Genomic DNA, 24,872 nt, shown 5'->3' on the forward strand with positions numbered 1-24,872 from the left:
CTATGGATCTCACGCTCGACCGCCCAGGCGACTACCTGTTCGTCCGTCGTGTCGGACCCGACACGGTCACCGTCGTCGATCGTGACTTCCACGCCAGCCTGCTGATCACGCCCGAACAGGTCGTCGAGCAGTGGCCGGTGACCGACGCGAAGGCGATGAGTCTGGCCGACGTCGACACCGTCGCCGCGCTCAAGCCGGAGATCGTCGTCATCGGCACCGGTGAGCGCCAGGTCTTTCCGCCGGCCGAGGTCATGGCGGCGTTCCTGCGCCGGGGCATCGGCGTGGAAGCCATGACCAGCGGCGCCGCCGCCCGCACCTACAGCCTGCTCGCCGGCGAAGGTCGCCGCGTGCTCGCCGCCTTCATCCTTCCCGCCCGGGGCTGAGCCGTGCGCATCCTCGTGCTGGGAGCTGGCGGCACCGGTGGCTACTTCGGCGGCCGGCTGGCCCAGGCGGGTGTCGACGTCACCTTTCTCGTGCGCCCCGAACGCGCGGCGACGCTGGATCACCGGGGCCTGGTTATCCGCAGTCCACTCGGCGATGCCCGACTCGACGTCCGCCACGTCACGGCAGCGACCGTGGCCGATGCGGGGCCCTTCGACGTCGTGATGCTGTCCTGCAAGGCCTACGACCTGCATTCGGCCCTCGAATCCATCGATGCGGCGGTAGGCGAGGACACCGCGGTGCTGCCCATTCTCAACGGGCTGGCTCATTTTCCCGTGCTGGATCGCCGCTTCGGCCCGGACAAGATCATTGGCGGCCTGTGCGTCATCAGCGCGGCGAAGGGGCCGGACGGCGAGATCATCCACTTCGGCAACGGCGCGTCGATCACGTTCGGCGAACGGGACGGCCTGGCCCATGGCGGCCGTTGCGAGGCCCTGGCCACCGCCTTCGCGAGGGCTGGCGTCGATCACCGCCTCGCCGACGACATCACCCGCGACCTCTGGGCGAAATTCAGTTTCCTCACCGCCCTTGCGGGTATGACCTGCCTGTTCCGGGCGAGCGTCGGCGACATCGTGGGCACGGACAACGGGCGCCGACTGATGGAACGGTGCTATGAGGAATGCCTTGCCGTCGCCCGCGCCTCGGGCCACGGCGTACCCGACCACGCCCGGTCGATGGCCTGGAAGACGCTGACCGCGGAGGGCTCGCCGCTCACGGCCTCGATGCTTCGCGACCTCGAATCCGGCCAGCGGATCGAAGGCGACCACATCGTGGGCGACATGCTCCGCCGGGCGTACGAGGCGAGCGTCAATGCCCCGATGCTCGAAGCCGCCTGGACACATCTCCAGGCCTTCGAAGCCCGTCAGGCACGCACCGCCTGACAGGCGCTCCCGGAGCCCGGCCCCGGGAGGTCACTTCTGTGGCGGCAGGTATTGCAGTGGATCGACCGGGTTGCCGTCGCGGCGGATCTGGAACTGCAGTTCGTCCCGCGTGGCGCCGGACGAACCCATCTCGGCGATAAGCTGCCCCGCCTTGACCTTCTCGCCTTCCTTGACCAGGCGCTTGCGGTTGTGGCCATACGCGGAGAGGAAGCTGTCGCTGTGCTTGATGATCACCAGCTCGCCGTAGCCCACCAGGCCGTTGCCGCTATACACCACCACGCCGTCGGCGGCGGCCCGGATCGGGTCGCCGGACTTGCCGGCCACCTCGATGCCCGGAATGGCGTCGCCGGACGAGAACCGCTTGATGAGTGAGCCATCGGCCGGCCAGCGCCAAACGATGCCGCCGGCGGTACGCGTGGCGCCGTTGGCGACGATGGGCGTAGCCGCGGCCGGGTTTTCCACGGGCGCGGGTGGCATCGCGGGTGGCGCCGCGGGTTGCGGCGGGGGCACGACCGACTCGGCAGGCTTGCCGGCCACGACCACGGGCGTGTTGGTGGTCGTCGCCGGCGCAGGAACGACCGGCGGTAACGCATCCGCGGTCGCCACCGGCTGGAAACCCGGTTGCGGCGTCGAGGGAGGCGCCGTCGTCGATGGCGGTGGCGGTGGCGCCGTGTGCGACGGCGGCGGGACGGCGGCGACGGCCGGCGCGTGCTTGGCCGTATCCGGGGGCGAGAGCCGGAGATCCTGGCCCGGCCAGATCGTGTAGGGCGAGGCGATGCCGTTCCAGTCGGCAAGCTGCCGGAAATCGACCTTGTTACGGAAGGCGATGCTGTAGAGGGTGTCGCCCTTCTGTACGCGATAGCTGCCGCCCGGCGGTGCCGGCGCAGCCGCAGGCACGCCGTGCGACGGCGCGGCGTAGCTGCCGGGCGCGCGGGTGACGACGACAGAGCTGCGCTCGATGCCGCAGCCGGACAGGATCAGACCGGCGCCCGCCACGGCGACCAGGGCGAGGGGACGGGTCAGGCGCATCGCGAAATTCCTTGCACGGGCACTCATCGCGAGAGGAACCACCATAGGGCCAGGAGGACGAGCGCTACGATAGCAGCCCATCCGATCCACTCGATGTGTTTGCGCAGGATCGGCTCGGCACGTTCGCCGAAGATGCGTACCAGCAGGGCGAGCAGCCATACGCGCTTACCCCGCCCGATGAGCACGCACAACAGGAACGGCACCACCGGCACCCCGACGACGCCCGCCGCCCAGGTCACGAACTTCATGGGCACCACGGGTTGCAGCGCGGCCATGGCGAGCACGATGTAGAGGCCGAGCGAGTGGGCCTGCATGTCCTGGCGAAGGTTGTCGACCCCCTTGAGGATCGGGTCGAGCAGGTGAGCCGACGCCAGCAGGGGCTTCAGCGCCTCGAAAGCGAAATGGCCCAGCGCATATCCCACCAGCGAACCCAGCAGCGAGAAGATCAGGCTCCAGTTCGCGAAGCGGAACGCCTTGCGCGGCTCGGCCAGCATCATCGGTGCCAGCATCACCTCGGGCATCACCGGGAAGATGAAGGCCTCGATGAAAGACAGGCCGGCCAGGTAACGCACCGCATGACGGTGGCGCGCCCACACGATGGCGCGATCATAGAGCGAAGCGAACATCCGCATTCAGCGGTTTTCCCTGTGGTGGAGCGGCATCAACCGATGCCGCCCAAAAGCGGAACGAAACTCGCCGGACCGAGCTCTTCGCGCTGCACGTCGCCGTCGGCGGACTTGCGCAGCCGGACCAGCACCTGCTGGCTGGGCGAGCCCACGGGCGCGACCAGCACGCCCCCGGGAGCGAGCTGATCGAGGAGCTTGAGCGGAACGCGGTCACCCGCGGCCGTGAGGATGATGGCGTCGAAGGGCGCGTCGGACTCCCAGCCCAGCTTGCCGTCGTCATGGCGAGAGCGCAGGTTTTCGATCCCCAACTGGCGGAAACGGCGACGGGCCTGGCGCAGCAATTCTTCGATGCGCTCGACCGTGTAGACGGTGGGCACGATGCCCGCCAGCACCGCGGCCTGGTACCCGGAGCCCGTGCCGATCTCGAGCACGCGATCGGGTACGCCGTGCTCGATGAGCGCCTCGGTCATGCGAGCGACGATCCACGGCTGGGAAATCGTCTGCCCGTGGCCGATCGGCAAGGCGGTGTTTTCGTAGGCGCGCGAATGCAGCGCCTGGTCGATGAAGTGGTGGCGCGGCAGCTGGCGGATGACCTCCAGCACGCGCTGGTCGCGGATGCCCTCCTCCGCCAGCCGCGCCACGAGGCGGTCGCGGGCGCGTTGCGACGTCATGCCTTCGCCACGCAGGGCCGAGGGCGGCAGGGCGTGCAGGTTCACCACGTCAGGCCGCCTCCTCGCTGATCGACGACGACAGCGCGGTGGCCCATGAACTGACTTTCTCGAGCGCCTGGAAGCGGGTGAGGTCGGTGTGGATGGGGCTCACCGACACATAGCCGCGGCGCACCGCGTCGAAGTCGGTGCCCGGGCCGGCGTCGTCGATCTCGCCGGGCGGGCCGATCCACCAGAGCGGGCGACCGCGGGGATCGTCGCTGCGGATGGCGGGCGCCGCACGGTGGCGCTTGCCCAACCGGGTCACTTCGAACCCTCGGATGTCGGCCCAGGGCACGTCGGGCACGTTCACGTTGAGAATGGTGTCGGCCGGCAACGGGTCGGCGATGAGCCGGCGCATGAGCATCAGCACCGCGGTGGCGGCGGTGTCGAAGTGGTAGCCCGACCCCTCGCGGGTCACCAGCGAAACGGCGATGGCGGGCAGGCCGAGGAAGCGGCCTTCCATCGCGGCGGACACGGTGCCGGAATAGATGACGTCGTCGCCGAGATTGGCGACGTTGTTGATGCCCGAGACAACGATGTCGATCTCGTGCTCGAGCAGCCCCGCCAGGGCCAGGTGAACGCAATCGGTGGGCGTGCCGGCCACGCGATAGAAGCCGTTGTCGAGGCGGTGCGCGCGGATCGGCGCGTCGAGCGTGAGCGAGTTGCTCGCGCCGGAGCGATCGCGGTCGGGCGCGACCACGGTCACCGTACCGAACTCGGCCAGACGCCCGGCCAGCACCCGGATACCCGGGGCATCCACGCCGTCGTCGTTGCTTACCAGAACCTGCATGCTGATCCAGATCGAAACACGGGGATGGCGGCCCCATGAGGGGCGCCGCCGACCGCCCCAGTCTACCGGACCGGGCGCCCGGATTCACCGACGCACGACCGGGATGATCTAGGATGCGGGTCATGAAACGGCGCGCTCCCTCGGTGCAGGACGACGACATCCGCCTCTTCCGCGAGGCGATCGGCGATGTCCGTCCGATGGAACCGGTGGAGAGCGTGCCCGAGCGCCCCCGCCCGGCGCCCCACCCGTTCATGCGCGACGCGGATGAAGCCGCGGTGCCGGCCGACTCGCTGCTTTTCGATTACGACCCCGCCGACCTGGAGGTGGGCGAGGAACTGGCCTACCTGCGCGACGGCTACCCGCCGAAGGTGCTGCGGCAACTCAAGCGCGGCCAGTTCAGCATCCAGGCCGAGGTCGACCTGCACCAGATGAACGCGGCCGCCGCGCAGATGACCATCGCCGAGTTTCTCGCCGAATGCAGGCATGACGGCCTGCGCTGCGTGCGGATCATTCACGGCAAGGGATTGCGCTCGAAGGCCGGCGGCCCCGTGCTCAAGGGACTGACCGACAAGCTGCTGCGCCGACGCGACGATGTGGTTGCCTTTGCATCGGCCCGGCCGATGCAGGGCGGCACCGGCGCGGTCGTGGTGTTGCTCAAGGGGTAAGCAGCGTACCGGCGCTCAGTCCCACCGGTATGTGGCACTCGCATAGTAGTAGCGACCGTTCCAGCTCAATGGCGAAAACAGGCTGTAGAGGAAGTTGCCGTTGGTCGAGTTGGCGTATTTCACCCGGCCCGGCTTCGCGTCGAAGACGTTGTTCGCCCCGGCGGTGAACGTCCAGCGGTCCAGGGTGTAGTCGGCCGAGAGGTCGAGCGCCCACCGGTGCGAGAACGTCTGATCGAGCGCGGGGCCGCTGTTGCTGTAGACCTTGTATCGGCCGTATCGCTGCACGTTGGCATGCCCCGCCCAGCGACCATGCAGGTAGTCGAGGCCGAGGTCGAGCTTGGTGCGCGGATTGGTATCGGCGAGGATGCCAAGGCGTTCGCGCCGTTCCACGCGCTGCACGGCCACGCCGAGCGCGTCGAGTATCGGCGGGTTCGCCTTCACCCGCGAGACCCGGTTGTCGTTGTAGGCCCAGCCCAGCGTCGTATTCAGGCGATCCCCGTTGGCGAACGCGAACGCGTACTGGCTCACCAGGTCGAGGCCGCGGGTCCGGGTGTTCACCGCGTTGGTGAAGTAACGGATCGACTGATAGGTGGCGTCGACGCCGTTGGCCGCGAGATACGCGTTGACCGTCGGCGTATTGACGGGGATGTTCGACGACAGGTTGATGCGGTTGTGGATCTTGATCCAGTACGCATCGACGCTGACATGCCACGCATCCAGCGGATTGAGCACGAAGCCCAGCGTGGCGCTACGCGACGTTTCCGGCTTGAGGGCCTCCGCGCCGAGCAGGCTCGCCGCACGCGCATCGACGGGAAAGGTACCCGATTGCACGATCACCTGGCCCTGGCCGAGATCCTGCAATTGCGAGGAAATGTCGGCGTAATGCTGTTGCACGAGCGTGGGTGCGCGAAATCCCGTGCCCACGCTGCCGCGAATCGCCACGCGGGGCGTGACGTCGAATCGTCCCGCGAGCGAGCCGGACGTCGTGCCGCCGAAGTCGCTGTAGTTTTCGTGGCGAGCGGCCAGCGACACCGCGAAGCGGTCGGTGAGGTTGGTTTCCAGGTCAAGGTATGCCGACGTGTCGTGCCGCTGCCAGCGGCCCCGGAGGTCGGCCGTGATGCCACCGTTGGGACCGTATTGCGACACCGCGTCGCCCGGTCGGACCGCATACGCCTGGCGCAGGTATTCCACGCCAAACGACACGCTCACCGGGTTGGGCAACCACCCGGGTGAGACTTCCCGGCCGATGTCGAGGTTGACCACCTGCTGCGTCGCCTTGTAATCCGGCCCCTGAATGAAAAACGGCGTGGTGCCGAAGGCGCGGTAATAGTCGGCGTTGATGTCATGGGCGCGCTGGTCGTACTCGTTGCTGCCATGGCTCGCCGAGAGATCGTAGTGCCAGCCATCGTCCAACGTGCCGCGGACACCCGCGGTGAGCGACGTATCGTTCACGATCGGTACGCTGACCGGGAGGTAGCCCTCCGGATAGATCGCCCGCGCGTTATTGGAGGCACCCGCCTGTCGATACAGGCTGGCCGTTTCGGCACGGTCCCGACGATAGAGGGCCTCCACATACACCTCAGCCGCTTTGCTGAACGCGTATTGGCCCACGAGCGACAGCTTGGTCGAACGGACCGCCGGATCCCCCAGGCGATAGACACGTTTGCCGAATGTCGGGCCCCGGGTCTGGTCCACGCCGGCCCGATTGGTGCCGTCGTTGTCCTGCGTATCGATGGCCACGTGCACCGAGCCCTTGTCGCCCAGCCTGAAACCGGCATCCGCGGCGAGCTGGCGCTGAAGACCGTCGCCCGCGTCGTAGCCTCCGAAGCGCGCGGTCACCTCCCCGCCCTGCCCCGCTTTCTTGAGGATGACGTTCACCACGCCACCGATCGCATCCGAGCCGTAGCGCGCCGATTGACCGTCACGGAGCACTTCCACCCGTTCGATGGCCGACATCGGAATCGCGTTGAGGTCCACGGGATTGGACCCGCGTCCGATCGCACCGCCGAGGTTGAGGAACGCCCCCGCATGCTGGCGCTTGCCGTCGACCAGCACGAGGACCTGATCGGGACTCAGGCCACGCAGCGTCACCGGCCGCACGACTTCCGCGCCGCTGATCGTGGTCGGCTGGGGAAAGTTGAGCGACGGCACGAGCCGCGCCAGCGCGGCGGACAGTTGCGTGGCGCCCGTTTGCTGGAGCTGTTGCGGGGTGATCACGTCGATCGGTTGCAGCGAACTGGACACCGTGCGTTCGGTGTTGCGCGTGCCGGTGACGATGACCGTATCGAGTTGTTTCGCTTCCTGGGCGGCGACGGGCTGCCACGCGGCCAGGGTCACGGCGAGGGTGGGAAAAAGCAGCGGGCGGCGAACGGAACGGGACATGGACGATGGATCCTGGAAAGAAAAACGGCGCCGGCGCGTATCGCGCCGGACGGGAGGGGGTGACCAAGGGCGGCCACGCGATGCGCCGCCGGCCCTCAGGGTCGGAAAGGGAAAAAGGCGTAAGGCCCGCGACTCAGGTCACGGGCGGCGCATGCACTGGAAGCACGGGCGGCTTAGCGCCGCGACATCAGCCCGGACAGCGACAACACGCCGACGCCACCGGACATCGCGACGAGGCCGCGAGCGTTACCGGGAGGGTCGGAGCGTGGAAAGGCATGTCGGTCACTGGGAAGGTGGATCGCCTGTGGGGACGCCGCGCGCGGCGGCGGAAGAGCCCTGGACCCGCGCCAAACGGCGGCGGGCAGTCACATTTGTTGCATTGCAACGCCCGTTTGTCAACAAGCCGGCGCGGCCGTTATGCCATCATTTCACCGACCTCCCCCGGGCACATCACGATGAACGACTACGACGATTACGACGACGAACGCGACGGCGACAACGCCGAAGATACCCTCGAATCGCAGGTCTGGCAGTTGCTCCAGCTGATCAACCCAGGCGATGAAGACGGGGCGATGCAGCAGTTCTCCGAGTACCGCGACCTCGTCGATGAGGAAGGCGACGACGACCCGATGCGCATCGTTGCCCAGGTCACCGATTGGCGCTCCGGATTCGAAGTGGATGCCGACGACACCCGTGGCTTCGTCGACGCCATCAACGAACTCGTCGCGCGGTGGAATCTCCAGATCGACTGGGACGGCGACCCGGACGACGACGAGTTCCACGAGGACGTCGACGGCGCCGAGCTGTTCGGTCGCGCGTTCGATCAACTCAATGAACACGGCTACACGCTATGGGCGCGCGAGGCCGACGAGGACGGCGTCTACGCCGGATGGATCACCCGCTCCTCCGACGACGAATCGATGCGCCTGCTCGCCACGGCGCTGGGCATCAACCTGCGGCTCGGAAGCCAGGTCTGACCGACGGCACTTGCCGCTCGCGAGGAGGCGCCGCATAGTCGTCGCCACCTCGGTCAGGGCGGACCCATGAGCGGCATCCTCGATCTGCATGTCTCACGCTACGCGGCCGGGGCCGACATGCACCCCCATCGCCACGACCAGGCCTGGTTCTGCCTCATCGTGGAAGGCGGCTACGAAGAGCGCATCCTCGGCATGCGCAACACGCACCTTCCCGGCGACCTGCTCTACTGCCCGGCGCAAGCCGAACACGCGCAACGGTTCGGCGCCAAAGGCGCGAAAAAGATCATCTTCGCGATCGACGATCATCTCGCCGGGCTACTCCACGAGCACGCGGCCCGCCTCGACGGGCGCCCCCTGCTGCGCCGGTCCGACACCCTGCTCGCGTTGGGCCGGCGGGTCGACAGCGAGCTGGCGTTGGATGACCCGTACTCGTCCAGCGCCATCGCATCGATGGCGCTGGACATGCTTGGTCACGCAGCGCGAGGCCTCGACGACGCCTGCCGTTACGAACCCCGCTGGCTGCGCCGCGTACGCGACTACCTGCACGAGGATCCCTCGCGGGATGTCTCGCTCGATACGCTCGCCGCAGTGGCGGAACGCCATCCCGTGCACCTGGCCCGGAGTTTCCGCCAGTTTCACCAGTGCACGGTGGGCGATTACGTGCGTCGGCTGCGCGTCGACCAGGCGGCCCTGTTGCTGCGCACGACGCGACGTCCCCTGCTCGACATCGCGCTGGATTGCGGCTTCGCCGGGGCGGCTCAGTTCTCGCGGTCGTTTCGCGCGGTGCACGCGACCACCCCGAGCGCGTGGCGCGCCGCGATGCGCTAATCCGGGTAAAGCCCAGGCGATCGCGGCTTGATAGCGTGGCGTCACGTCCACCACGCCCTCGGTCCACCGCTATGCGCACGCCACGCCTCGCCGCCGTTCTCCTCCTGCTCGGCGCCACGCCGCTGGGGGCTACCGACTACCACATCGATCCCACGCCGTATTTCGCCACGCCGGCCCAGGAGGCGAGCGATCTCGCCGCCCTACAGGCCGACGTCGCGGCCTTTGCGCCACCCGCGCCGCTGACGCCCGCCAACCTTCTCGGCTACCTCCGGCACGCGGAAGCCCTCCTGGCCAGGAGCCAGCGGCACGCGGCGTACCTGCACCTGCGCGCCGCGCTCGACATCGATGACCACGCGGCGAGCGACGCCCGCTCGTCGGCCGGCAGCGCCTCGGACGCCGTCGTCGATCAGGTTCGTGCGACGCTGCGCCGATTCGACGATGCCGGCTTCCGCGCGGCCGTGAAGGCGGAGCCCAGCCTGGCCCGCTACGCCTACGTTCGCGAACGGGCGATACGTAACCAGGCCCACGCGCTGCCGCGGGAGGGGCAGGACGTGCTCGATGCCCTCTCCGACACGGCCGGCGAGGCGCTGTGGACGACCTACCAAAAGACTCGCCGGGCCACCCGCTACGGCCTGGTGCACACGGCGCATGGCGACCTCGACGTCGCGAAGGATGCCGTGCGTCTGGCGGCGGACCCCGACCGGAACGTCCGTCGCCAGGCGTGGCGGCAACGTGAGGCGGCCGACGACGGGCTTGCCGAGACCTATGCGGCGATCCTGATCGGCGTGGTGCGCCTGAACGATCGCGAGGCGACGCTCCAGCACTTCGCCGACGCGCCCGAGGCGGCGTATGTCTCGCGCCAGTTCGACAAGAACGACGTGCACGCGACCGTCGCCGCCGTCGAGGCGCAGGCCGATGTGCTGAAGGACTACCAGCGGCTGCGCGCGGCACAGGCCGGCAAGGCGCTCGGCGTCGACGACGTGCACAGCTGGGACATGACCGTCCCCCCGCCCGGCGTCACGCCGCCCACGTTCGACCTCGCCCGGCTGCGCGACACGATACCGGCCGCCCTGGCCCCGCTGGGCGATGACTACGTCCGTCACTTCCGGGACCTGCTCGACCCGTCCACCCACCGTACGGACCTCGCCGCCGCGCAGGGCCATCGCGTCAACGACAGCTTCTCCATCGCCGCGCCCGGCGTACCGGCCGGGCTCTTCCTGGGCACGTGGACACCCACGGTGCACGCCGCCAGCGTCGTCGCCCACGAAGGGGGACACGCGATCCACAGCCAGCTGATGAACGAACACGGGGTGTCGCCGTTCTACAACCACGGCCCGAGTTGGATGCACGAAGGCATCGCCATCCTCAACGAGATGCTCTTCTACGAATACCTTTATCGCCACGCGCCGGATGCCGCGACGAAGGCGTGGTACCTGCAGGCCCAATTGGACGAGATGACCTTCGAGATCTTTACCTCCGCCGAAGAAGCGCGATTGGAAGAAGCCATCTACGACGGCGTGCGCGCCGGCACGATCCGCTCGGCGGGCGACCTGGACACGCTCACCCTCGCGACCACCTCACGTTTCGAGATCTGGCCGGGTATCGATCCCGAACTGGCGCACGCCTGGATCGGCAAGCGCCTGATGTACGAAGACCCGCTCTACCTCGTGAACTATCTCTATGCCGGACTGCTTGCGACGCGGATGTTCGACATGGCCATGAACGACCCGGCCGATTTCCGCAGGCGCTACGCGGCCCTCATGGCCGAAGGGTTCGACGCGCCGCCGGCCACGCTGCTTCGCACGTTCTTCGGCCGGGACGTGCCACCCGCCGAGCTGGTGCGCGCGGACATGGCCCTGCTGCGCCGGAAGACCGACGCCCTGCGCCGTCTCTATCCGCGCTAGAAAGCGGCCGGGGCCGCTGGCCGGTATACTCGCCGGATGAACTATCGCCACGCCTACCACGCCGGCAACTTCGCCGACGTCCTCAAACACATGGTGCTCGTGGCCCTGGTCGACGCGCTCAAGCAGAAGGCCACGCCGTTCGGCTACGTCGACACGCACGCCGGACGCGGCCGCTACGACCTGCGCAGCGTCGAGGCACGCAAGACGGCCGAGGCCGACGACGGCTTCGGCGTGCTGCGCACCGCCACGGGCCTGCCGCCGCTGCTGTGGAAATGGCTGGAGGTGGTGCGCGCCTGCAACGAGGGCGACGACCTGCGCCACTACCCGGGCTCACCGTGGATCGCCGCGCACCTGATGCGCGACACCGACAGTGCCCAGCTGTGCGAGTTGCATCCGGAGGAAGCCGCGGCCTTGCGCCAGGTCTTCCACCACGATCCACGCGTGCACGTGCATGGGCGCGACGGCTACGAGGCCATGAAGGCGCTGCTGCCGCCGAAGGAAAAACGCGGGCTGGTGCTGATCGACCCGCCGTTCGAAGCCCAGGAGGCCGAGTTCCGGCTCATCGAGAAATCGCTCAAGGCCGCGCTGGAAAAATGGCCGACGGGCATGTACGCCGTGTGGTATCCGATTAAGCAGCGCAGCCACGTGAAGCCGTTCCACCGCTGGCTGACGCGCTGCGGGGCGAAACGCGTGCTCATGGCGGAACTACTCCTGCATCCGGATGACTCACCGCTGCGCCTCAACGGCAGCGGGATGGTCATCGTCAACGCGCCGTGGAAACTGGATGAAACCCTGCGCGATTCGCTCAAGGTGCTCCCGCGCCTGCTGGGTAAGCCGGGCGAGTCCGAGTACCGGCTTAGCTGGCTCGTGAACGACGAGCCCGCCCAAGCGCCTCCCACGCCGCCTTCGCCCAAACGTTCACCCGGCAGGCGCTAGAGTCGGGGCACCTGCGAAGGAGCCGACCCATGCGTCATATTGTCCGAGCCCTGATCCCCGTCTCATTGCTGGCGCTGGTCGCCTGTGCGCCAGCGCCCATCTACAAAGCCACGCCCAACACCGTGTCGGTGCCCCCCAGCCAGGTCGCCCGCACACCCGAGCGCTATGGCAACGCCGACGTCATCTGGGGCGGGCGCATCGTCCAGGTGCGAAATTTCGCCGACCACAGCGAAATCGAAGTGCTGGCCTATCCGCTGGACGCCTCACAGCGGCCGAAAGCGGCCGATGACACGGGAGCCGGTCGCTTCATCGCGTCCATGCCCGGCTACGTGGAAAGCCTGGACTACCCCAACGGCGGCCTGATCACCGTGGCGGGCCGGCTCAACGGCACGCGTGCGGGCAACGTCGGCCAGGCGTCCTACACCTTTCCGTTGGTATCGGTGAACCAGTCGCACGTGTGGACGGCCAAGGAGATGTCCGGCGGCCATCCCAACGTCAGTTTCGGCGTCGGCGTCGGCGTCATACGGTAAGATCCTGCGATCGCGCCGCCGGCCACGAGGGCCGGCGGCTTACACCATCCAGGGCAAGCGGGGACCATGTCAGGACACGCCGATTCCAAACGCGCGATCTTCCTCGCGCTCGGGGCCAATTTCGCCATTTTCATTGCCAAACTGGTCGCCGCGATCTTCACCGGCTCAGGCGCCATGCTGGCCGAAGCCATCCATTCGCTGGCCGACTGCGGCAACCAGGGCCTGCTGCTGCTCGGCATGCGTCAGGCCAAGCGGCCGCCGTCGGCGGACTATCCCCTGGGATGGGGCCGCGCGCTGTACTTCTGGTCGTTCCTGGTGGCGATGCTGCTCTTCAGCGTCGGCGGCATGTTTTCGGTGTACGAGGGCGTACACAAGCTCACCCACCCGGAACCGCTGCGCTGGGCCTGGCTCGCGGTGGGCGTGCTGGGCTTCTCGATCGTCACCGAGGGCGTGTCCATGCACGGCTGCCTGCAGGAAGTGAACAAGGCGCGTGACGGACGCAGCCTCTGGCAGTGGTTCCGCGAGACCCGGGCCAGCGAACTGCTCGTGATCTTCGGCGAAGACCTCGCCGCCCTGCTAGGCCTGTGCGTCGCCCTCGTGGCGGTGCTGCTGACGATGGTCACCGGCAACCTCGTGTTCGACGCCATCGGCACCATTGCCATCGGCGTGCTGCTGATCGTGGTGGCCGTCGCGGTGGCCCGGGAGGTCAAGGCGCTGCTCATCGGCCAGGGCGTAGAGCCGCGTCGCAAGGCCGACATGGTCGCCTTCCTCGACGCAAGGCCGGAAATCGAAGTCGTCTACAACGTGCTGACCCTGCAGATGGGCACCGACGTGATGGTGGCGATCAAGGCACGCATGGCGCCCACGCCCACCGCTCGGGCCATGGTCGAGGCGATCAACATCGTCGAGGCCGATTTCAAGGCTCACTTCAAGGACGTGCGCTGGAGCTTCTTCGAGCCGGACATCACCGACTAAGGCGGCGTCGCAGGCCACGGCCGCGGCGGCCCCTTCACCGTGCGGTAGTACAATCGGCGGCTCACCCGAACGCCGAGCCGCCGACCCGATGCCCGTAGCGCTTCCCCGCCCGCCGCTTCCCCCCAACGCGAAAACCCGCCGTTACTGGGCCGTCCCGCATGGTTCCTCCTGGGCGCTCGAGGTCGCCGAGGCGGCCCGCGCGCACGAGGGCCTGTTGGTGGTGGTGACCCGGGACACGCGCAGTGCCGACACGCTGGAAAACGAACTGGGCGTCTTCGCGGGCGACCTGCCGGTGCTGCATTTCCCCGATTGGGAAACCCTGCCCTACGACGTTTTCAGCCCCCACCCGGAGGTCGTCTCCCAGCGCATCGCCACGCTCTACCGCCTGCCCAGCGTCAGGCGCGGCGTGCTCGTGGTGCCGGTGGCCACCCTGATGCAGCGGATCGCCCCGCGCAGCCACATCACCGGTTCGGGGCTGGTGCTGCGCAAGGGGCAGACGCTCGACATCATCGCCGAACAACGCCGCCTGGAGGCCGCCGGTTACCGCAACGTTCCGCAGGTGACCGAGCCGGGCGACTTCGCCGTGCGCGGCGCATTGATCGACATCTACGCCATGGGCGCGAGCGAGCCCTACCGCGTGGAGTTGTTCGACGACGAGATCGAATCGATCCGCACGTTCGATACGGAAACCCAGCGGTCGCAACACCAGGTGGAGGGCGTGGAGTTGCTTCCCGCGCGCGAATTCCCGGTGACCGACGACGCGGCCAAGCACTTCCGCCATGCGCTGCGCGACCGGTTTCCCATCGACGTGCGCCGCTGCCCGCTCTACCAGGACATGAAGGAAGGCGTGACGCCCGGCGGCATCGAATATTACCTGCCGCTGTTTTTCCCGCACACCGAAACCCTGTTCGATTACCTGGCCGGCGACGCGCTCTTCGTGCTCGGCGACGGCACGCTGGAGGCGGCCGCCGCGTTCTGGCAGCAGGTGGCCGACCGCTATGAACAGCGTGCGCATGACATCGAGCGCCCGGTGCTGCCGCCGGCGGAGATCTACCTGGGCCCCGAACCGCTGCGCGAGCAACTCAACAAGCAGGTCCGCATCGACGTCGTCGACAAGGCGCATGCGCATGCCGTCGACCTCGGCACGCAGCCCGCTCCCGATCTGCCGCTCAACCGCAAGGGCGAAGAGCCCGGCACGGCCTTGCGCCAGTTTCTCGCCCACTATCCGGGCCGCGTGCTGGTGGCAGCCGACTCGGCCGGTCGCCGCGAAGCCCTGATCGAGCAGCTTGGCGGGGGCGGCATGAAGCCAGCCAACGTCGAGGGGTGGAAGGCCTTCCTGGCAAGCGACGAGCGTTTCGCCATTACCGTCGCCCCGCTGGACCAGGGCTTCGCGCTGAACACGCCCGCGCTCACCGTGCTGACCGAGCGCGAACTCTTCGGCGAGCGCGTGCGTACCGACCGCCGCAAGCGTGTCGGCGCGGCGCGCGATCCCGAAAGCATCATCAAGGACCTCACCGAACTGTCGATCGGCTCGCCCATCGTGCACATCGATCACGGCGTGGGCCGCTACCAGGGTCTGCTCACCCTCGACGTAGGGGACATGCCGGGCGAGTTCCTCACCATCGAATACGCCAAGGGCGACAAGCTCTACGTGCCCGTGGCCCAGTTGGGCCTCGTCAGCCGCTACACCGGTACCGCCCCCGAGCTGGCCCCGCTGCACTCGCTGGGGGGCGACGCCTGGGAGCGCGCCCGCAAGAAAGCCGCCGAAAAGGTACGCGACGTGGCGGCGGAGCTGCTGGCGATCTATGCGCAGCGCGAGGCGAAGCAGGGCGAGTCGTTGCCGGTAGACCGGCAGATGATCGACGAATTTGCCGCGACCTTCCCGTTCGAAGAGACCCTCGACCAGCAACGCGCCATCGACGCAGTGATCGCCGATCTCGCCGCCCCGCGAGCGATGGATCGCGTGGTCTGCGGCGACGTCGGTTTCGGCAAGACCGAAGTAGCCCTTCGCGCCGCCTTCGCCGCCGCCACCGCCGGCAAGCAGGTGGCCGTGCTCGTGCCCACCACCCTCCTCGCCCAGCAGCATTACCGTAACTTTGCCGACCGTTTCGCCGACTGGCCGGTCCGCGTCGACGTGCTGTCACGCTTCAAGTCGAAGAAAGACGTCGACCATGCACTGGAACGGCTCGCGGAGGGCCAGGTCGACGTCATGGTCGGCACGCACAAGCTGCTGCAGCCGGATATCCGCTTCAAGAACCTCGGCCTGGTCATCGTCGACGAGGAGCAGCGGTTCGGCGTGCGCCAGAAAGAGCAGCTGAAGAAGCTGCGCGCCGAAGTCGACCTGCTCACGCTCACCGCGACGCCCATCCCGCGCACGCTCAACATGGCGATGAGCGGGCTGCGCGACCTGTCGATCATCGCCACTCCGCCCGCGCATCGCACCGCCGTGCGCACGCTGATCTCGACCTACCAGCCCACGCTGATCCGCGAGGCGATCCAGCGCGAGCTGGCGCGCGGCGGCCAGGTGTATTTCCTGCACAACGAAGTGGAGTCGATCGAGCGCATCGCGCGCGAGTTGAGCGAGCTGGTACCGGAGGCGCGCATCCGCGTCGCCCACGGCCAGATGCCCGAGCGGGAACTCGAACAGGTGATGGCCGACTTCCATCGCCAGCGATTCAACGTGCTGGTGTCGACCACCATCATCGAATCCGGCATCGACATTCCCACCGCCAACACCATCATCGTCAATCGCGCCGACCGCTTCGGCCTGGCGCAGCTGCACCAGTTGCGCGGGCGCGTAGGTCGCTCCCACCACCGTGCCTACGCCTATCTGATCGTGCCCGATCGCAAGGCGATGACCGCCGACGCGGAAAAGCGTCTCGAAGCCCTCGCGTCGCTGGAGGAACTGGGCGCCGGCTTCACCCTTGCCACCCACGATCTCGAAATCCGTGGTGCGGGCGAGATGCTGGGCGAAGAACAGTCCGGACAGATCCAGGAAATCGGCTTCGGCCTCTACACCGAATTGCTCGACCGCGCGGTGCGCGCGTTGAGGTCGGGCAAGGTGCCCGATTTCGACCTCACCTCCGAACACGAGACCGAGGTCGAACTCCACCTGCCCGCGCTCATTCCCGACGATTATCTGCCCGACGTGCACACGCGCCTGACCCTCTACAAGCGGATCGCGAGCGCACGCGACGACGACGGCCTGCGCGAACTCCAGGTAGAAATGATTGACCGCTTCGGCCTCCTGCCCGACCAGACCAAGTGCCTGTTCGCCGTGGCCCAGCTCAAGCTCATGGCCACTCCGCTGGGTATCCGCAAGGTCGACTTCGGCGCCAACGGGGGGCGCGTCACCTTTCGCGACAAACCCGACATCGATCCGATGTCGCTGATCAAGCTGATCCAGCAGCAACCGCGGGTGTTCAAGCTGGATGGACAGGACAAGCTGCGTGTGATCCTGGACCTGCCGGGAAGCGCCGAGCGAATTCGCGCGGCGCAAGATACGCTGGTGGCCCTGGGCGCGAGGCGCCCGGGCTGATCGTCGGCGCCTACCGGTACGGTAGGCGCCGATCCTCCCGGCGGGCGAGACGCTTCAGGCGGCGGGTGTCGCCCGCACCAGATACTGCACGCTGAACCGGCGCTCGGCGTCCATCCAGACCTTTTCCACGGAAAGACCGGCTTTCTCGGCCATCAGCGCAAAGTCGTCGAGCGAATACTTGCAGCTGTACTCCACCTGCATCGCCTCGTTCTCGGCGAAGGTGAAACTCTCTCGGCCCAGGTGAACGTCCTGCCGCGTCGTGCTGACCAGCGACGTTTCGATGCGTCCGGCAAGCGCGTTGTAACGGGCGCGATGACGGAAGGCGTCGATATCGAAATCGGTGCCGATCTCACGATTCAGGCGCACCAGCATGTTGAGCGTGAAGTCGCGCGTCACACCAGCCGCGTCGTTGTACGCCGCCTCGATCGTCGCGGTGTCTTTCTTGAGGTCGACGCCGATCAGGATGCCGCCTCCGGCACTCATCTCCGTGCGCATCTGGCGGAGGATCTTCAGCGCATCCTTGCTCTCGAAATTGCCGATCGTCGAGCCGGGAAAATAGATCACGGTGCGACGGGGCGAGCGCAGCGCCACCGGCAGGCGAAGCGGCTGGGTGAAATCCGCACACACCGGCTGCATCGGTACATCGGGAAACTGCACCGCCAGCGCGGCCACGCTCTCCATCAAGGCAGAGCGTGAGATTTCCACGGGCACGTACGCGGCCGGCGACTCCAGGTGCTCAAGGAGCATGCGTGTCTTGATGCCGCTACCGCTGCCGTATTCGACCAGCCTCACCTCGGGACCGAGCGCGGCCGCGATGTCCGCCGCATGCTCGCGCATGATCGCGATCTCGGTGCGGGTGAGGTAGTACTCCGGCTGCTCGCAGATAGACTCGAAAAGTGCCGAGCCACGTTCATCGTAGAACAGGCGCGAAGGCAGCTTTTTCGGTTTCGCCGACAGGCCGCGGCGCACGGTCTGCATCGTGTCTTCGATGTCCGGATGCCGGTCGTCGACACGGATGTCTTGCGGTTGAGCGCTCATCGATCGTTTCCCAGTCGGATCCCCGAAAACTGCCAGCGGGCATGGGGAGGAAAGAAGTTTCGGTAAGTGGCACGCACGTGATCGGCAGGGGTGGCGCACGAGCCGCCACGGAGCACCCATTGGCCGTTCATGAACTTGCCGTTGTATTCGCCGAGCGAGCCGTCGAGGGGACGAAAGCCCGGGTAACTGACATAAGGGCTCATCGTCCATTCCCAAACGTCGCCGTACATCAGGCCCAGCGGTGTGTCGAATGACGTGGCGCGCGGGTGCAGCGCCCCCGTCTCCTGCAGGTTGCCCTGGACGGGAAGATCTTCGGCCATCGTTTCCCATTCCACTTCCGTCGGCAGACGTGCGCCCGCCCAACGAGCGAACGCATCGGCCTCGAAATAGCTGACGTGACATACCGGCGCGTGCGGATCGATCTCGCGACGTCCCTGCAGGGTGAATTCGGTCTCCAGTGCCTCATCCCAATACAGTGGACGGCGCCAGCCCTCCGACTGCACGGTGGCCCAGCCGTCGGAGAGCCACAGCGCCGGCTGGTCGTATCCACCGTCGAGCACGAAGGCGCGGTATTCCGCGTTGGTCACCGGACGATTCGCCAGGGACCCTGCCTGGCGGTACGTGCGGTGTCGCGGGCCTTCGTTGTCGAAATGGAAGCCATCGCCCTCGAACCCAACGCGCACCACGGCTTCTTCGAACGGCACGAAGCGCAACGCGGGGGCCGCCATCGACAGGCTCCGCGGGGCGTCGGGTATTGCGGCCGGTTCGAGGGGGTTCTGGGCGAACGCATGTTTGATGTCGGTCAGCAGCAACTCCTGGTGCTGCTGCTCGTGCTGGATACCCAGCTCGACGAGCATGGGCAGCGCGTCGTCGTCGCCAGCCTCGAGCCGCGCCGCCACGGCGTCATCCACGCGACGGCGATACGCCATCACCTCGTCCAGCGTGGGACGCGTGAGCATGCCCCGTCGCGGGCGGGCGTGCATGGGACCGACCGACTGGTAGTAGGAATTGAACAGGTAATGCCATTCGGGGTTGGGCGAGACATAGTCGCGCGCGCGACCGAGCACGAACTGCTCGAAGAACCACGTGGTGTGCGCCAGGTGCCACTTAGTGGGGCTGGCGTCTGGCATGGACTGCACCACGGTGTCTTCCGGGCGCAGGTGGGCTGTCAACGCCACCGTACGATGCCGTACGGAAAGAAACCGCGCGACCCGCTCCGCGCTCGCGGGTAAGAAGGGAGCGATGCCGAGGGGGCGAAGGCTCATGCGAAAGAGGTCCCATGCCGGCGGGGACACCGGCGATCGGCACGACGATGCCCGAGCAAGCGTTCAACCGGCGTGAGCGGTGCCGACCGAAGGCTTAACGACTGGTGCACCCAGGCAAGCCGTAGCCTCGTTTTTCATCCCCAACGCGCTTAACGTGGGCGCACCACGTCAGGAGGGTTCCGCCATGCAAGCCCGATATCTCACCCTTGCCGTCTTCGCGTTCGCCGGGGCCGCCCAGGCGGCGGACAACTCGCCCCCTCCCCAGGCACGTCACGAGTTGCCGATGGCCGATTGCCTGCGTACCGACCGGATCAGCAACTGGGCCGTCGTCGACAACCGCACGGTGATCGTCGCGAACGGCCCCAATTTCTACCGCGTCACCACCAACGTGGACTGCCCGCGGGTAGGCCTGGGCGGTGGCATCCATTTTCGAGGCGCGGAGAACATCAAGGCGGTGGCGCCGATGCGAATCTGCGGCAGCATCGACGAGCAGATCGTTCGCCGGGACGATCCGCCGTGCCAGATCCAGACCGTCGAGAAGATCGACAAGCCGACCTACCAGGATCTCGAGAAAAAGGCGGCGAGCAAAGGATCGGGCGCCGAACCCAACGGCATGGTCCGTTAGGATCGCCATCCAACGAAAAAGCCCGGCCGATGGTTCGGCCGGGCTTTTTTTCGAGCAGCTACCGCGTGACGCGATCAGTAACCGCCATCGTCGCGCACGTAGCGAGTGGTGTAGCCGTCGTCGTACGTGGTGGTGGTAGTGGTAACGCGACGGGTCACGACCGGCGCGTCGTCGTAGACCACCGTGGCCGGGCGGCTGTAGTAGACCGGCCGGTCGTAATACACCGGGCGATCGTAGACCACGGTACGCGGCTGGGTGGCGTTGTAGACCAGCGCACCCACTGTGCCGGCGACAATGGCGCCAGCGATCCACCGACCGGTGTGGTCATGGTAGCCGCGGCCGTAATAGCCGCCACCACCGTAATAACCGCCGCGATAACCGCCGCCGTACCCCCAGCCATGCGCGAACGTGGCGGGCGTGAACGCCATCAGGCCTACGGCAGCGAGGGCGATGGCGGACTTGACGAGCTTACCTTTCATGACGGTTGCCTCCGGGTGTTGAGCGCAGATTCGCGCCGCGGCACTGAATCCGGACTGAAGTTTTCTGCACGACCCTTTCACGTTTTCCAAGGGTTAACGAAGGGCTTCCGAAGCAGCCAGCAGCCGTGGATATCGTGGCGACGGGCAAAGTCGAACGGAATGCTCTGTGCGCTCCAGTCTTCGATGGAGAAATGGGGCTCAAGGGCCGCCCGATCAAGCTGGAACCGTCGGTAATTGTTCGAGAAAACGATCACCCCGTCCGGCAGAAGACGGTCGGCGCAAAGGCGCAGCAACTTGACGTGATCGCGCTGCACGTCGAAGTCGTCGGCTTTTTTGGAGTTGGAGAACGTCGGCGGGTCGACATAGATCAGCCCGTACTGCATGGAGCGTTTTTCGAGGAACGCCATGGCATCGTCCTGGACCAGCCGGTGGCGGTTGCCCGTGAAGCCGTTGAGCGCCAGGTTTTTCGACGCCCAGTCGAGGTAGGTGCCGGACAGGTCGACGCTCGTGGTGTCGCGGGCATCGCCCGCCGCGGCGTAAACGCTCGCCGTGCCCGTATAAGCAAACAGGTTGAGGAAGTGCTTGCCGGGGGCGAGTTCGCGAATCTTGTCGCGGACGAGACGGTGATCGAGGAACAGGCCCGTGTCGAGGTAGTCGGTCGGGTTGATGAGGAAAGCCAGGCCGCCCTCGTGCACCTCGATGAACTCGCCGCGCTGGTCGAACTGGCCGTACTTGGAGCCGCCCTTGCCGCGCTCGCGCGTCTTCACCGCGATCCGCTCGCGCGGCGTGCCGAACACCTCGGCGGCCACGCGAACGATCTCACGCATCCGCAGACGCGCCACGTCGACCGGAACGTCCTGGGGCGCCTTGTATTCCTGGACGTGCAACCAGTTTTCGTAGACGTCGATGGCAGCCGCATATTCGGGAAGGTCCTGGTCGTAGGCCCGCCAGCAGGTGATGCCCTCGCGTGCCAGCCGCTTGCGCAGGTGGCGCACGTTCTTTTCGAGCCGGTTGCGCAGCATCTGCGCGCCCTCGGAGAGGGGCTTCGCCTCGCGGGGCGCCTCGTCGCGGGCGCGCAGGCTGAAAGTCAGCAGCGGGGTTTCGAGGGCGCCGTTGAACAAGGCATAGCGCTTGTCGGGCGACAGGCGTAGCGCGCGGCCGAGTTCTTCGTCGCCGGCGAGCACGGCGGCCCGCCAGCCCGGGAAACGCTCCTTGAGCGCGGTGCCCAGGTCCTGATAGAGGCGCGGCAACTCGGCGCGGTCGCCCAGGCGCTCGCCGTAGGGCGGATTGGTGATCACCAGGCCCAGCGGGGTCTCGGGAGGCGGCGCCACGTGCACGGCGTCTCGGCGGTCCAGGTGCATGAAGCCCGCCACGTTGGCCGCCTGCGCGTTGCGCTTGGCGGTCTGCACCATGTTCGGGTCCGCATCGCTGCCGAAGAACACCGGTCGCAGCTGGCGCATCCCCTCGTCGGCGCGGGCCTTGGCCTCGTCCCACAGCGACCGCCACAGGGCGTAATCGTGCTTGAGCCACCCCAGGAAGCCGTAATAGCCCCGACGCAGGCCGGGCGCCACGTCGGCAGCCATCAGCGCGCCCTCGATCAACAGGGTGCCGGAGCCGCACATGGGGTCGACCAGCGCGCCGCCGTCGGCATAGATGCGCGGCCACTGCGCGCGGACGAGCATCGCCGCCGCGAGGTTTTCCTTGAGCGGGGCCTCGCCCTGGCGCTCGCGCCAGCCGCGACGGTGCAACGGCGAGCCGGACAGGTCGACCGATACGGTGGCACGGTCGCGGCGCAGGCGCACGTTCACCCGCAGGTCGGGCTCTTCGGGATCCACATCGGGACGCGCGCCGCTGGCGGCGCGAAACTGGTCGACGATGGCGTCCTTGGTCTTCAGCGCGATGAACTGGCTGTGGGTGAGCTTGCTCAGGGCGGTGTTGGCATCGACCGCCAGGGTGCCGTGGGCCGCCAGGTGATCCGCCCAGGCCACGGCCTGCACCCCGTCATAGAGCGCCTCGGGCGTGGCCGCCTCGAATTCGGCCACGGGCAGCAGCACGCGGCTGGCCATGCGCGACCACAGGCAAGCGCGGTAGGCGGTTTCCAGCGAGCCTTCGAACGACACGCCCGCCAGCGCCTCCTTGACCTCGGCGGCGCCGATGGCAACCAGTTCGTCTTTGAGCAGGTATTCCAGGCCCTTCGGGCAGGTAGCGAAAAAATTCATGCCAGGCGTTCCAGGAAGCGGCCGAATTCGGCCTCGATATCGCCCAGCGTGGCGCCCAGCCGATGGTCGTCGTCCACCAGCAGCGCCGGCATGCGACGACCGGAAGCGAACGCGAGGGCGTCGTCCAGCGGGCAGACATCGTCGGCATACCCGTGCACGAGGAACGACGGCACGCCTTCGCGCGCCGCGAAGGCCCGGGGATAGCCCGGGATGCGGGTCGGCAGCGCCAGCAGGAAGAGCCCGGCGACCGGCGCGTCCAGCGAGGCGAGGCCCGACACGAACGCGCCCATGCTCGAACCGACCAGTACCGGCGGCACCGGCGCCGCGGCGAGGGCCTCGCCGAGCGTCGCCAGGCGCGGGGCGATCGACCCGGCGTAGCCCAGGCGGTCGGCTTCGCGGTAATCGGGACGCACGGTCGACCACCCGAGGCGTTCGGCCAGGGCGGCCAGGGCGCTCACCTTGGTGGCGTCGGGGCCGGAGTCGGACCCGTGGGAAAGGATGATGTGGCCGCGCATGGCGGTCTCCGTACGCGAAATGACCGGCTATGTTATCAAAGCGCCATGATCGACATCCTGTATGCCCCCCTGCCTTACGAGGCCCGCCTGCCCGAGCGATCGCCGGGCGACGTGGACCTGCTGGTGATCCACTGCACCGAATTGCCCGATCTCGGCATGGCCCGCGAATACGGCGAACGCGTGCTCTACGAGGACCGCGGCACGGGCGCCAGCGGCCACTACTACATCGACCGCGACGGCACGACGCTCTGCTATGTCGATCCACACCGCACGGCCAACCACACGCGCGGCTACAACCCTCGCTCGATCGGCATCGAACTGGTCAACCTCGGGCGCTACCCGGACTGGTTCCGTTCGGACAACCAGGTCATGACCGAGCCTTACCCCGACACCCAGGTCGACGCGCTCGTCGCGTTGGTGGCGCAACTGATGACGCGCTTTCCCACGCTGCGCCTCGTGGCCGGCCACGAGGACCTCGACCTGGCCCGCGTGCCGGCAAGCGACGCGCCCGGACGCGAGGTGCCGCGCAAGCGCGACCCGGGCCCGATGTTCCCCTGGGATCGCCTTCTCGCCGACCTGCCGCTGACGCGGATCACGGCGGCACCCCCGCTATAATCCGCCCCCACCGCGCGCCACCCTGCCAGGATCCCCATGTCGGAACATCACGTCGGCGAACTCGTCGAACTGCTGCAACTCGAACGCCTCGAAGACAACCTCTTCCGCGGCCAGAGCCGCGACATCGGCACCCGCTTCGTGTTCGGCGGACAGGTGCTCGGCCAGGCATTGTCCGCGGCGCAGCGTACGGTGGACCCGTCGCGCGAAGCGCATTCGCTGCATGCCTACTTCCTGCGCGCGGGCGACATCGATGCGCCGATCGTCTACAGCGTGGAGCGCACCCGGGACGGCGGTTCGTTCTCGTCGCGGCGCGTCGTCGCCATCCAGCATGGCCAGCCGATCCTCAATGGCTCGATTTCGTTCCAGGAACCCGAGACCGGCTACGAACACCAGATGTCGATGCCCGAGGTGCCCGCGCCCGAAGACGTCGAACCGATGCCCGCCCTCAACGCCGAGCAACTGGCGCGCCTGCCCGAGAAGTCGCAGCGCTGGCTGGGTATCGACGGTCCGTTCGAGTTCCGCCATGTGTGGCCACGCGACGAACTGCGGCCCGCCAAGCGTCCGCCCTACCAGCACATCTGGTTTCGCCTCACCGCCCCGGTGGACGACACGCTGCCACTACACCAGGCCCTGCTCGCCTACGCGTCGGATTTCCACCTGATCGGCACCGCGACGCTGCCCCACGGCATCTCCTATCTCACCCGCAACATGCAGATGGCCAGTCTCGACCACGCGCTGTGGTTCCACCGGCCGTTCCGCATCGACGAGTGGCTGCTCTATTCCTTCGACAGCCCCACGTCGCAGGGCGGCCGCGGCCTGGCCCGCGGCATGATCTACACCCGCGACGGGCGGCTTATCGCCTCCACGGCCCAGGAAGGCCTGATCCGCGTGCGGCCCGGCTGAT

Annotated in this window: 23 protein-coding genes; 13 read left to right on the forward strand and 10 right to left on the reverse strand. The window is 67.5% G+C overall.

Annotated features, from left to right (window positions below):
- Positions 1-2: 2 nt before the first annotated feature.
- Entirely contained in the window at positions 3-383 is a 381-nt protein-coding gene (locus PI246_RS06200; RefSeq protein ID WP_320550428.1) for an Mth938-like domain-containing protein, read from the forward strand.
- A 3-nt stretch (positions 384-386) separates the two neighbouring features.
- Positions 387-1,322: a 2-dehydropantoate 2-reductase gene (panE, locus tag PI246_RS06205; protein ID WP_320550429.1), complete on the forward strand. Its 936-nt coding sequence runs from the start codon at positions 387-389 to the stop codon at positions 1,320-1,322.
- Between the two features lie 30 nt (positions 1,323-1,352).
- Here the strand turns inward: panE and PI246_RS06210 are convergent, their stop codons facing one another.
- From PI246_RS06210 to surE, 4 genes are read right to left on the reverse strand one after another with little or no spacing between them, the layout of a single operon-like run.
- Complete coding sequence (locus PI246_RS06210; RefSeq protein ID WP_320550430.1) at positions 1,353-2,351, reverse strand: peptidoglycan DD-metalloendopeptidase family protein; 999 nt, start codon at positions 2,349-2,351, stop codon at positions 1,353-1,355.
- 23 nt (positions 2,352-2,374) lie between these two features.
- Complete coding sequence (locus PI246_RS06215; protein WP_320550431.1) at positions 2,375-2,983, reverse strand: YqaA family protein; 609 nt, start codon at positions 2,981-2,983, stop codon at positions 2,375-2,377.
- Positions 2,984-3,012: 29 nt separating this feature from the next.
- Complete coding sequence (locus PI246_RS06220; RefSeq protein WP_407069801.1) at positions 3,013-3,648, reverse strand: protein-L-isoaspartate(D-aspartate) O-methyltransferase; 636 nt, start codon at positions 3,646-3,648, stop codon at positions 3,013-3,015.
- Positions 3,649-3,697: 49 nt separating this feature from the next.
- A complete protein-coding gene (gene surE / locus PI246_RS06225) occupies positions 3,698-4,477 on the reverse strand; it encodes a 5'/3'-nucleotidase SurE (protein ID WP_320550432.1) in 780 nt (259 codons plus the stop codon).
- Between the two features lie 122 nt (positions 4,478-4,599).
- Between surE and PI246_RS06230 the strand changes: the two genes are divergently transcribed.
- The gene (locus tag PI246_RS06230) at positions 4,600-5,142 is read left to right on the forward strand and encodes a Smr/MutS family protein (protein ID WP_320550433.1); all 543 of its coding nucleotides are present in this window, start codon (positions 4,600-4,602) and stop codon (positions 5,140-5,142) included.
- A 15-nt stretch (positions 5,143-5,157) separates the two neighbouring features.
- Here the strand turns inward: PI246_RS06230 and PI246_RS06235 are convergent, their stop codons facing one another.
- Positions 5,158-7,524: a TonB-dependent receptor plug domain-containing protein gene (locus PI246_RS06235; protein ID WP_320550434.1), complete on the reverse strand. Its 2,367-nt coding sequence runs from the start codon at positions 7,522-7,524 to the stop codon at positions 5,158-5,160.
- A 455-nt stretch (positions 7,525-7,979) separates the two neighbouring features.
- Here PI246_RS06235 and PI246_RS06240 point away from each other — a divergent pair, with 455 nt between their 5' ends.
- From PI246_RS06240 to mfd, 7 genes are all read left to right on the forward strand, one after another.
- Positions 7,980-8,501, forward strand: a complete 522-nt coding sequence (locus tag PI246_RS06240; RefSeq protein ID WP_320550435.1) for a DUF6630 family protein — start codon at positions 7,980-7,982, stop codon at positions 8,499-8,501.
- A gap of 66 nt (positions 8,502-8,567) precedes the next feature.
- Positions 8,568-9,329 (forward strand): AraC family transcriptional regulator, encoded by a 762-nt coding sequence (locus PI246_RS06245; protein WP_320550436.1) that lies wholly within the window; start codon positions 8,568-8,570, stop codon positions 9,327-9,329.
- Between the two features lie 71 nt (positions 9,330-9,400).
- Complete coding sequence (locus tag PI246_RS06250; RefSeq protein ID WP_320550437.1) at positions 9,401-11,233, forward strand: M3 family metallopeptidase; 1,833 nt, start codon at positions 9,401-9,403, stop codon at positions 11,231-11,233.
- Between the two features lie 36 nt (positions 11,234-11,269).
- Complete coding sequence (locus PI246_RS06255) at positions 11,270-12,169, forward strand: 23S rRNA (adenine(2030)-N(6))-methyltransferase RlmJ (RefSeq protein ID WP_320550438.1); 900 nt, start codon at positions 11,270-11,272, stop codon at positions 12,167-12,169.
- 29 nt (positions 12,170-12,198) lie between these two features.
- Positions 12,199-12,699, forward strand: coding sequence for a Slp family lipoprotein (locus PI246_RS06260; protein ID WP_320550439.1), 501 nt, complete (start codon positions 12,199-12,201; stop codon positions 12,697-12,699).
- Between the two features lie 66 nt (positions 12,700-12,765).
- A complete protein-coding gene (locus tag PI246_RS06265) occupies positions 12,766-13,674 on the forward strand; it encodes a cation diffusion facilitator family transporter (protein ID WP_320550440.1) in 909 nt (302 codons plus the stop codon).
- An 88-nt stretch (positions 13,675-13,762) separates the two neighbouring features.
- The gene (gene mfd / locus PI246_RS06270; protein WP_320550441.1) at positions 13,763-17,212 is read left to right on the forward strand and encodes a transcription-repair coupling factor; all 3,450 of its coding nucleotides are present in this window, start codon (positions 13,763-13,765) and stop codon (positions 17,210-17,212) included.
- Positions 17,213-17,266: 54 nt separating this feature from the next.
- Here mfd and egtD read toward each other — a convergent pair whose 3' ends face one another.
- Positions 17,267-18,250 carry an L-histidine N(alpha)-methyltransferase gene (gene egtD / locus PI246_RS06275; RefSeq protein ID WP_320550442.1) on the reverse strand — a complete coding sequence of 328 codons (984 nt, stop codon included), beginning with the start codon at positions 18,248-18,250 and terminating at the stop codon, positions 17,267-17,269.
- The gene (gene egtB / locus PI246_RS06280; RefSeq protein WP_320550443.1) at positions 18,247-19,515 is read right to left on the reverse strand and encodes an ergothioneine biosynthesis protein EgtB; all 1,269 of its coding nucleotides are present in this window, start codon (positions 19,513-19,515) and stop codon (positions 18,247-18,249) included. Before egtB ends, egtD begins: the two co-directional genes overlap by 4 nt.
- Before the next feature lie 184 nt (positions 19,516-19,699).
- Between egtB and PI246_RS06285 the strand changes: the two genes are divergently transcribed.
- Positions 19,700-20,140, forward strand: a complete 441-nt coding sequence (locus PI246_RS06285; RefSeq protein WP_320550444.1) for a DUF6491 family protein — start codon at positions 19,700-19,702, stop codon at positions 20,138-20,140.
- A gap of 74 nt (positions 20,141-20,214) precedes the next feature.
- Here PI246_RS06285 and PI246_RS06290 read toward each other — a convergent pair whose 3' ends face one another.
- The 3 genes from PI246_RS06290 to PI246_RS06300 form a co-directional block, all read right to left on the reverse strand.
- A complete protein-coding gene (locus PI246_RS06290) occupies positions 20,215-20,619 on the reverse strand; it encodes a hypothetical protein (protein ID WP_320550445.1) in 405 nt (134 codons plus the stop codon).
- A 77-nt stretch (positions 20,620-20,696) separates the two neighbouring features.
- Positions 20,697-22,838, reverse strand: coding sequence for a bifunctional 23S rRNA (guanine(2069)-N(7))-methyltransferase RlmK/23S rRNA (guanine(2445)-N(2))-methyltransferase RlmL (gene rlmKL / locus PI246_RS06295; protein WP_320550446.1), 2,142 nt, complete (start codon positions 22,836-22,838; stop codon positions 20,697-20,699).
- Positions 22,835-23,353, reverse strand: a complete 519-nt coding sequence (locus PI246_RS06300; protein ID WP_320550447.1) for an alpha/beta hydrolase — start codon at positions 23,351-23,353, stop codon at positions 22,835-22,837. The genes rlmKL and PI246_RS06300 overlap by 4 nt, the downstream gene beginning before the upstream one ends.
- Positions 23,354-23,398: 45 nt before the next feature.
- Between PI246_RS06300 and PI246_RS06305 the strand changes: the two genes are divergently transcribed.
- Positions 23,399-23,968 carry an N-acetylmuramoyl-L-alanine amidase gene (locus PI246_RS06305; RefSeq protein WP_320550448.1) on the forward strand — a complete coding sequence of 190 codons (570 nt, stop codon included), beginning with the start codon at positions 23,399-23,401 and terminating at the stop codon, positions 23,966-23,968.
- A gap of 36 nt (positions 23,969-24,004) precedes the next feature.
- Entirely contained in the window at positions 24,005-24,871 is an 867-nt protein-coding gene (gene tesB, locus PI246_RS06310) for an acyl-CoA thioesterase II (protein WP_320550449.1), read from the forward strand.
- Position 24,872 lies beyond the last annotated feature (1 nt).

This window comes from Luteibacter sahnii (genome assembly GCF_034063545.1).
GTDB classification, from domain to species: Bacteria; Pseudomonadota; Gammaproteobacteria; order Xanthomonadales; family Rhodanobacteraceae; genus Luteibacter; species Luteibacter sahnii.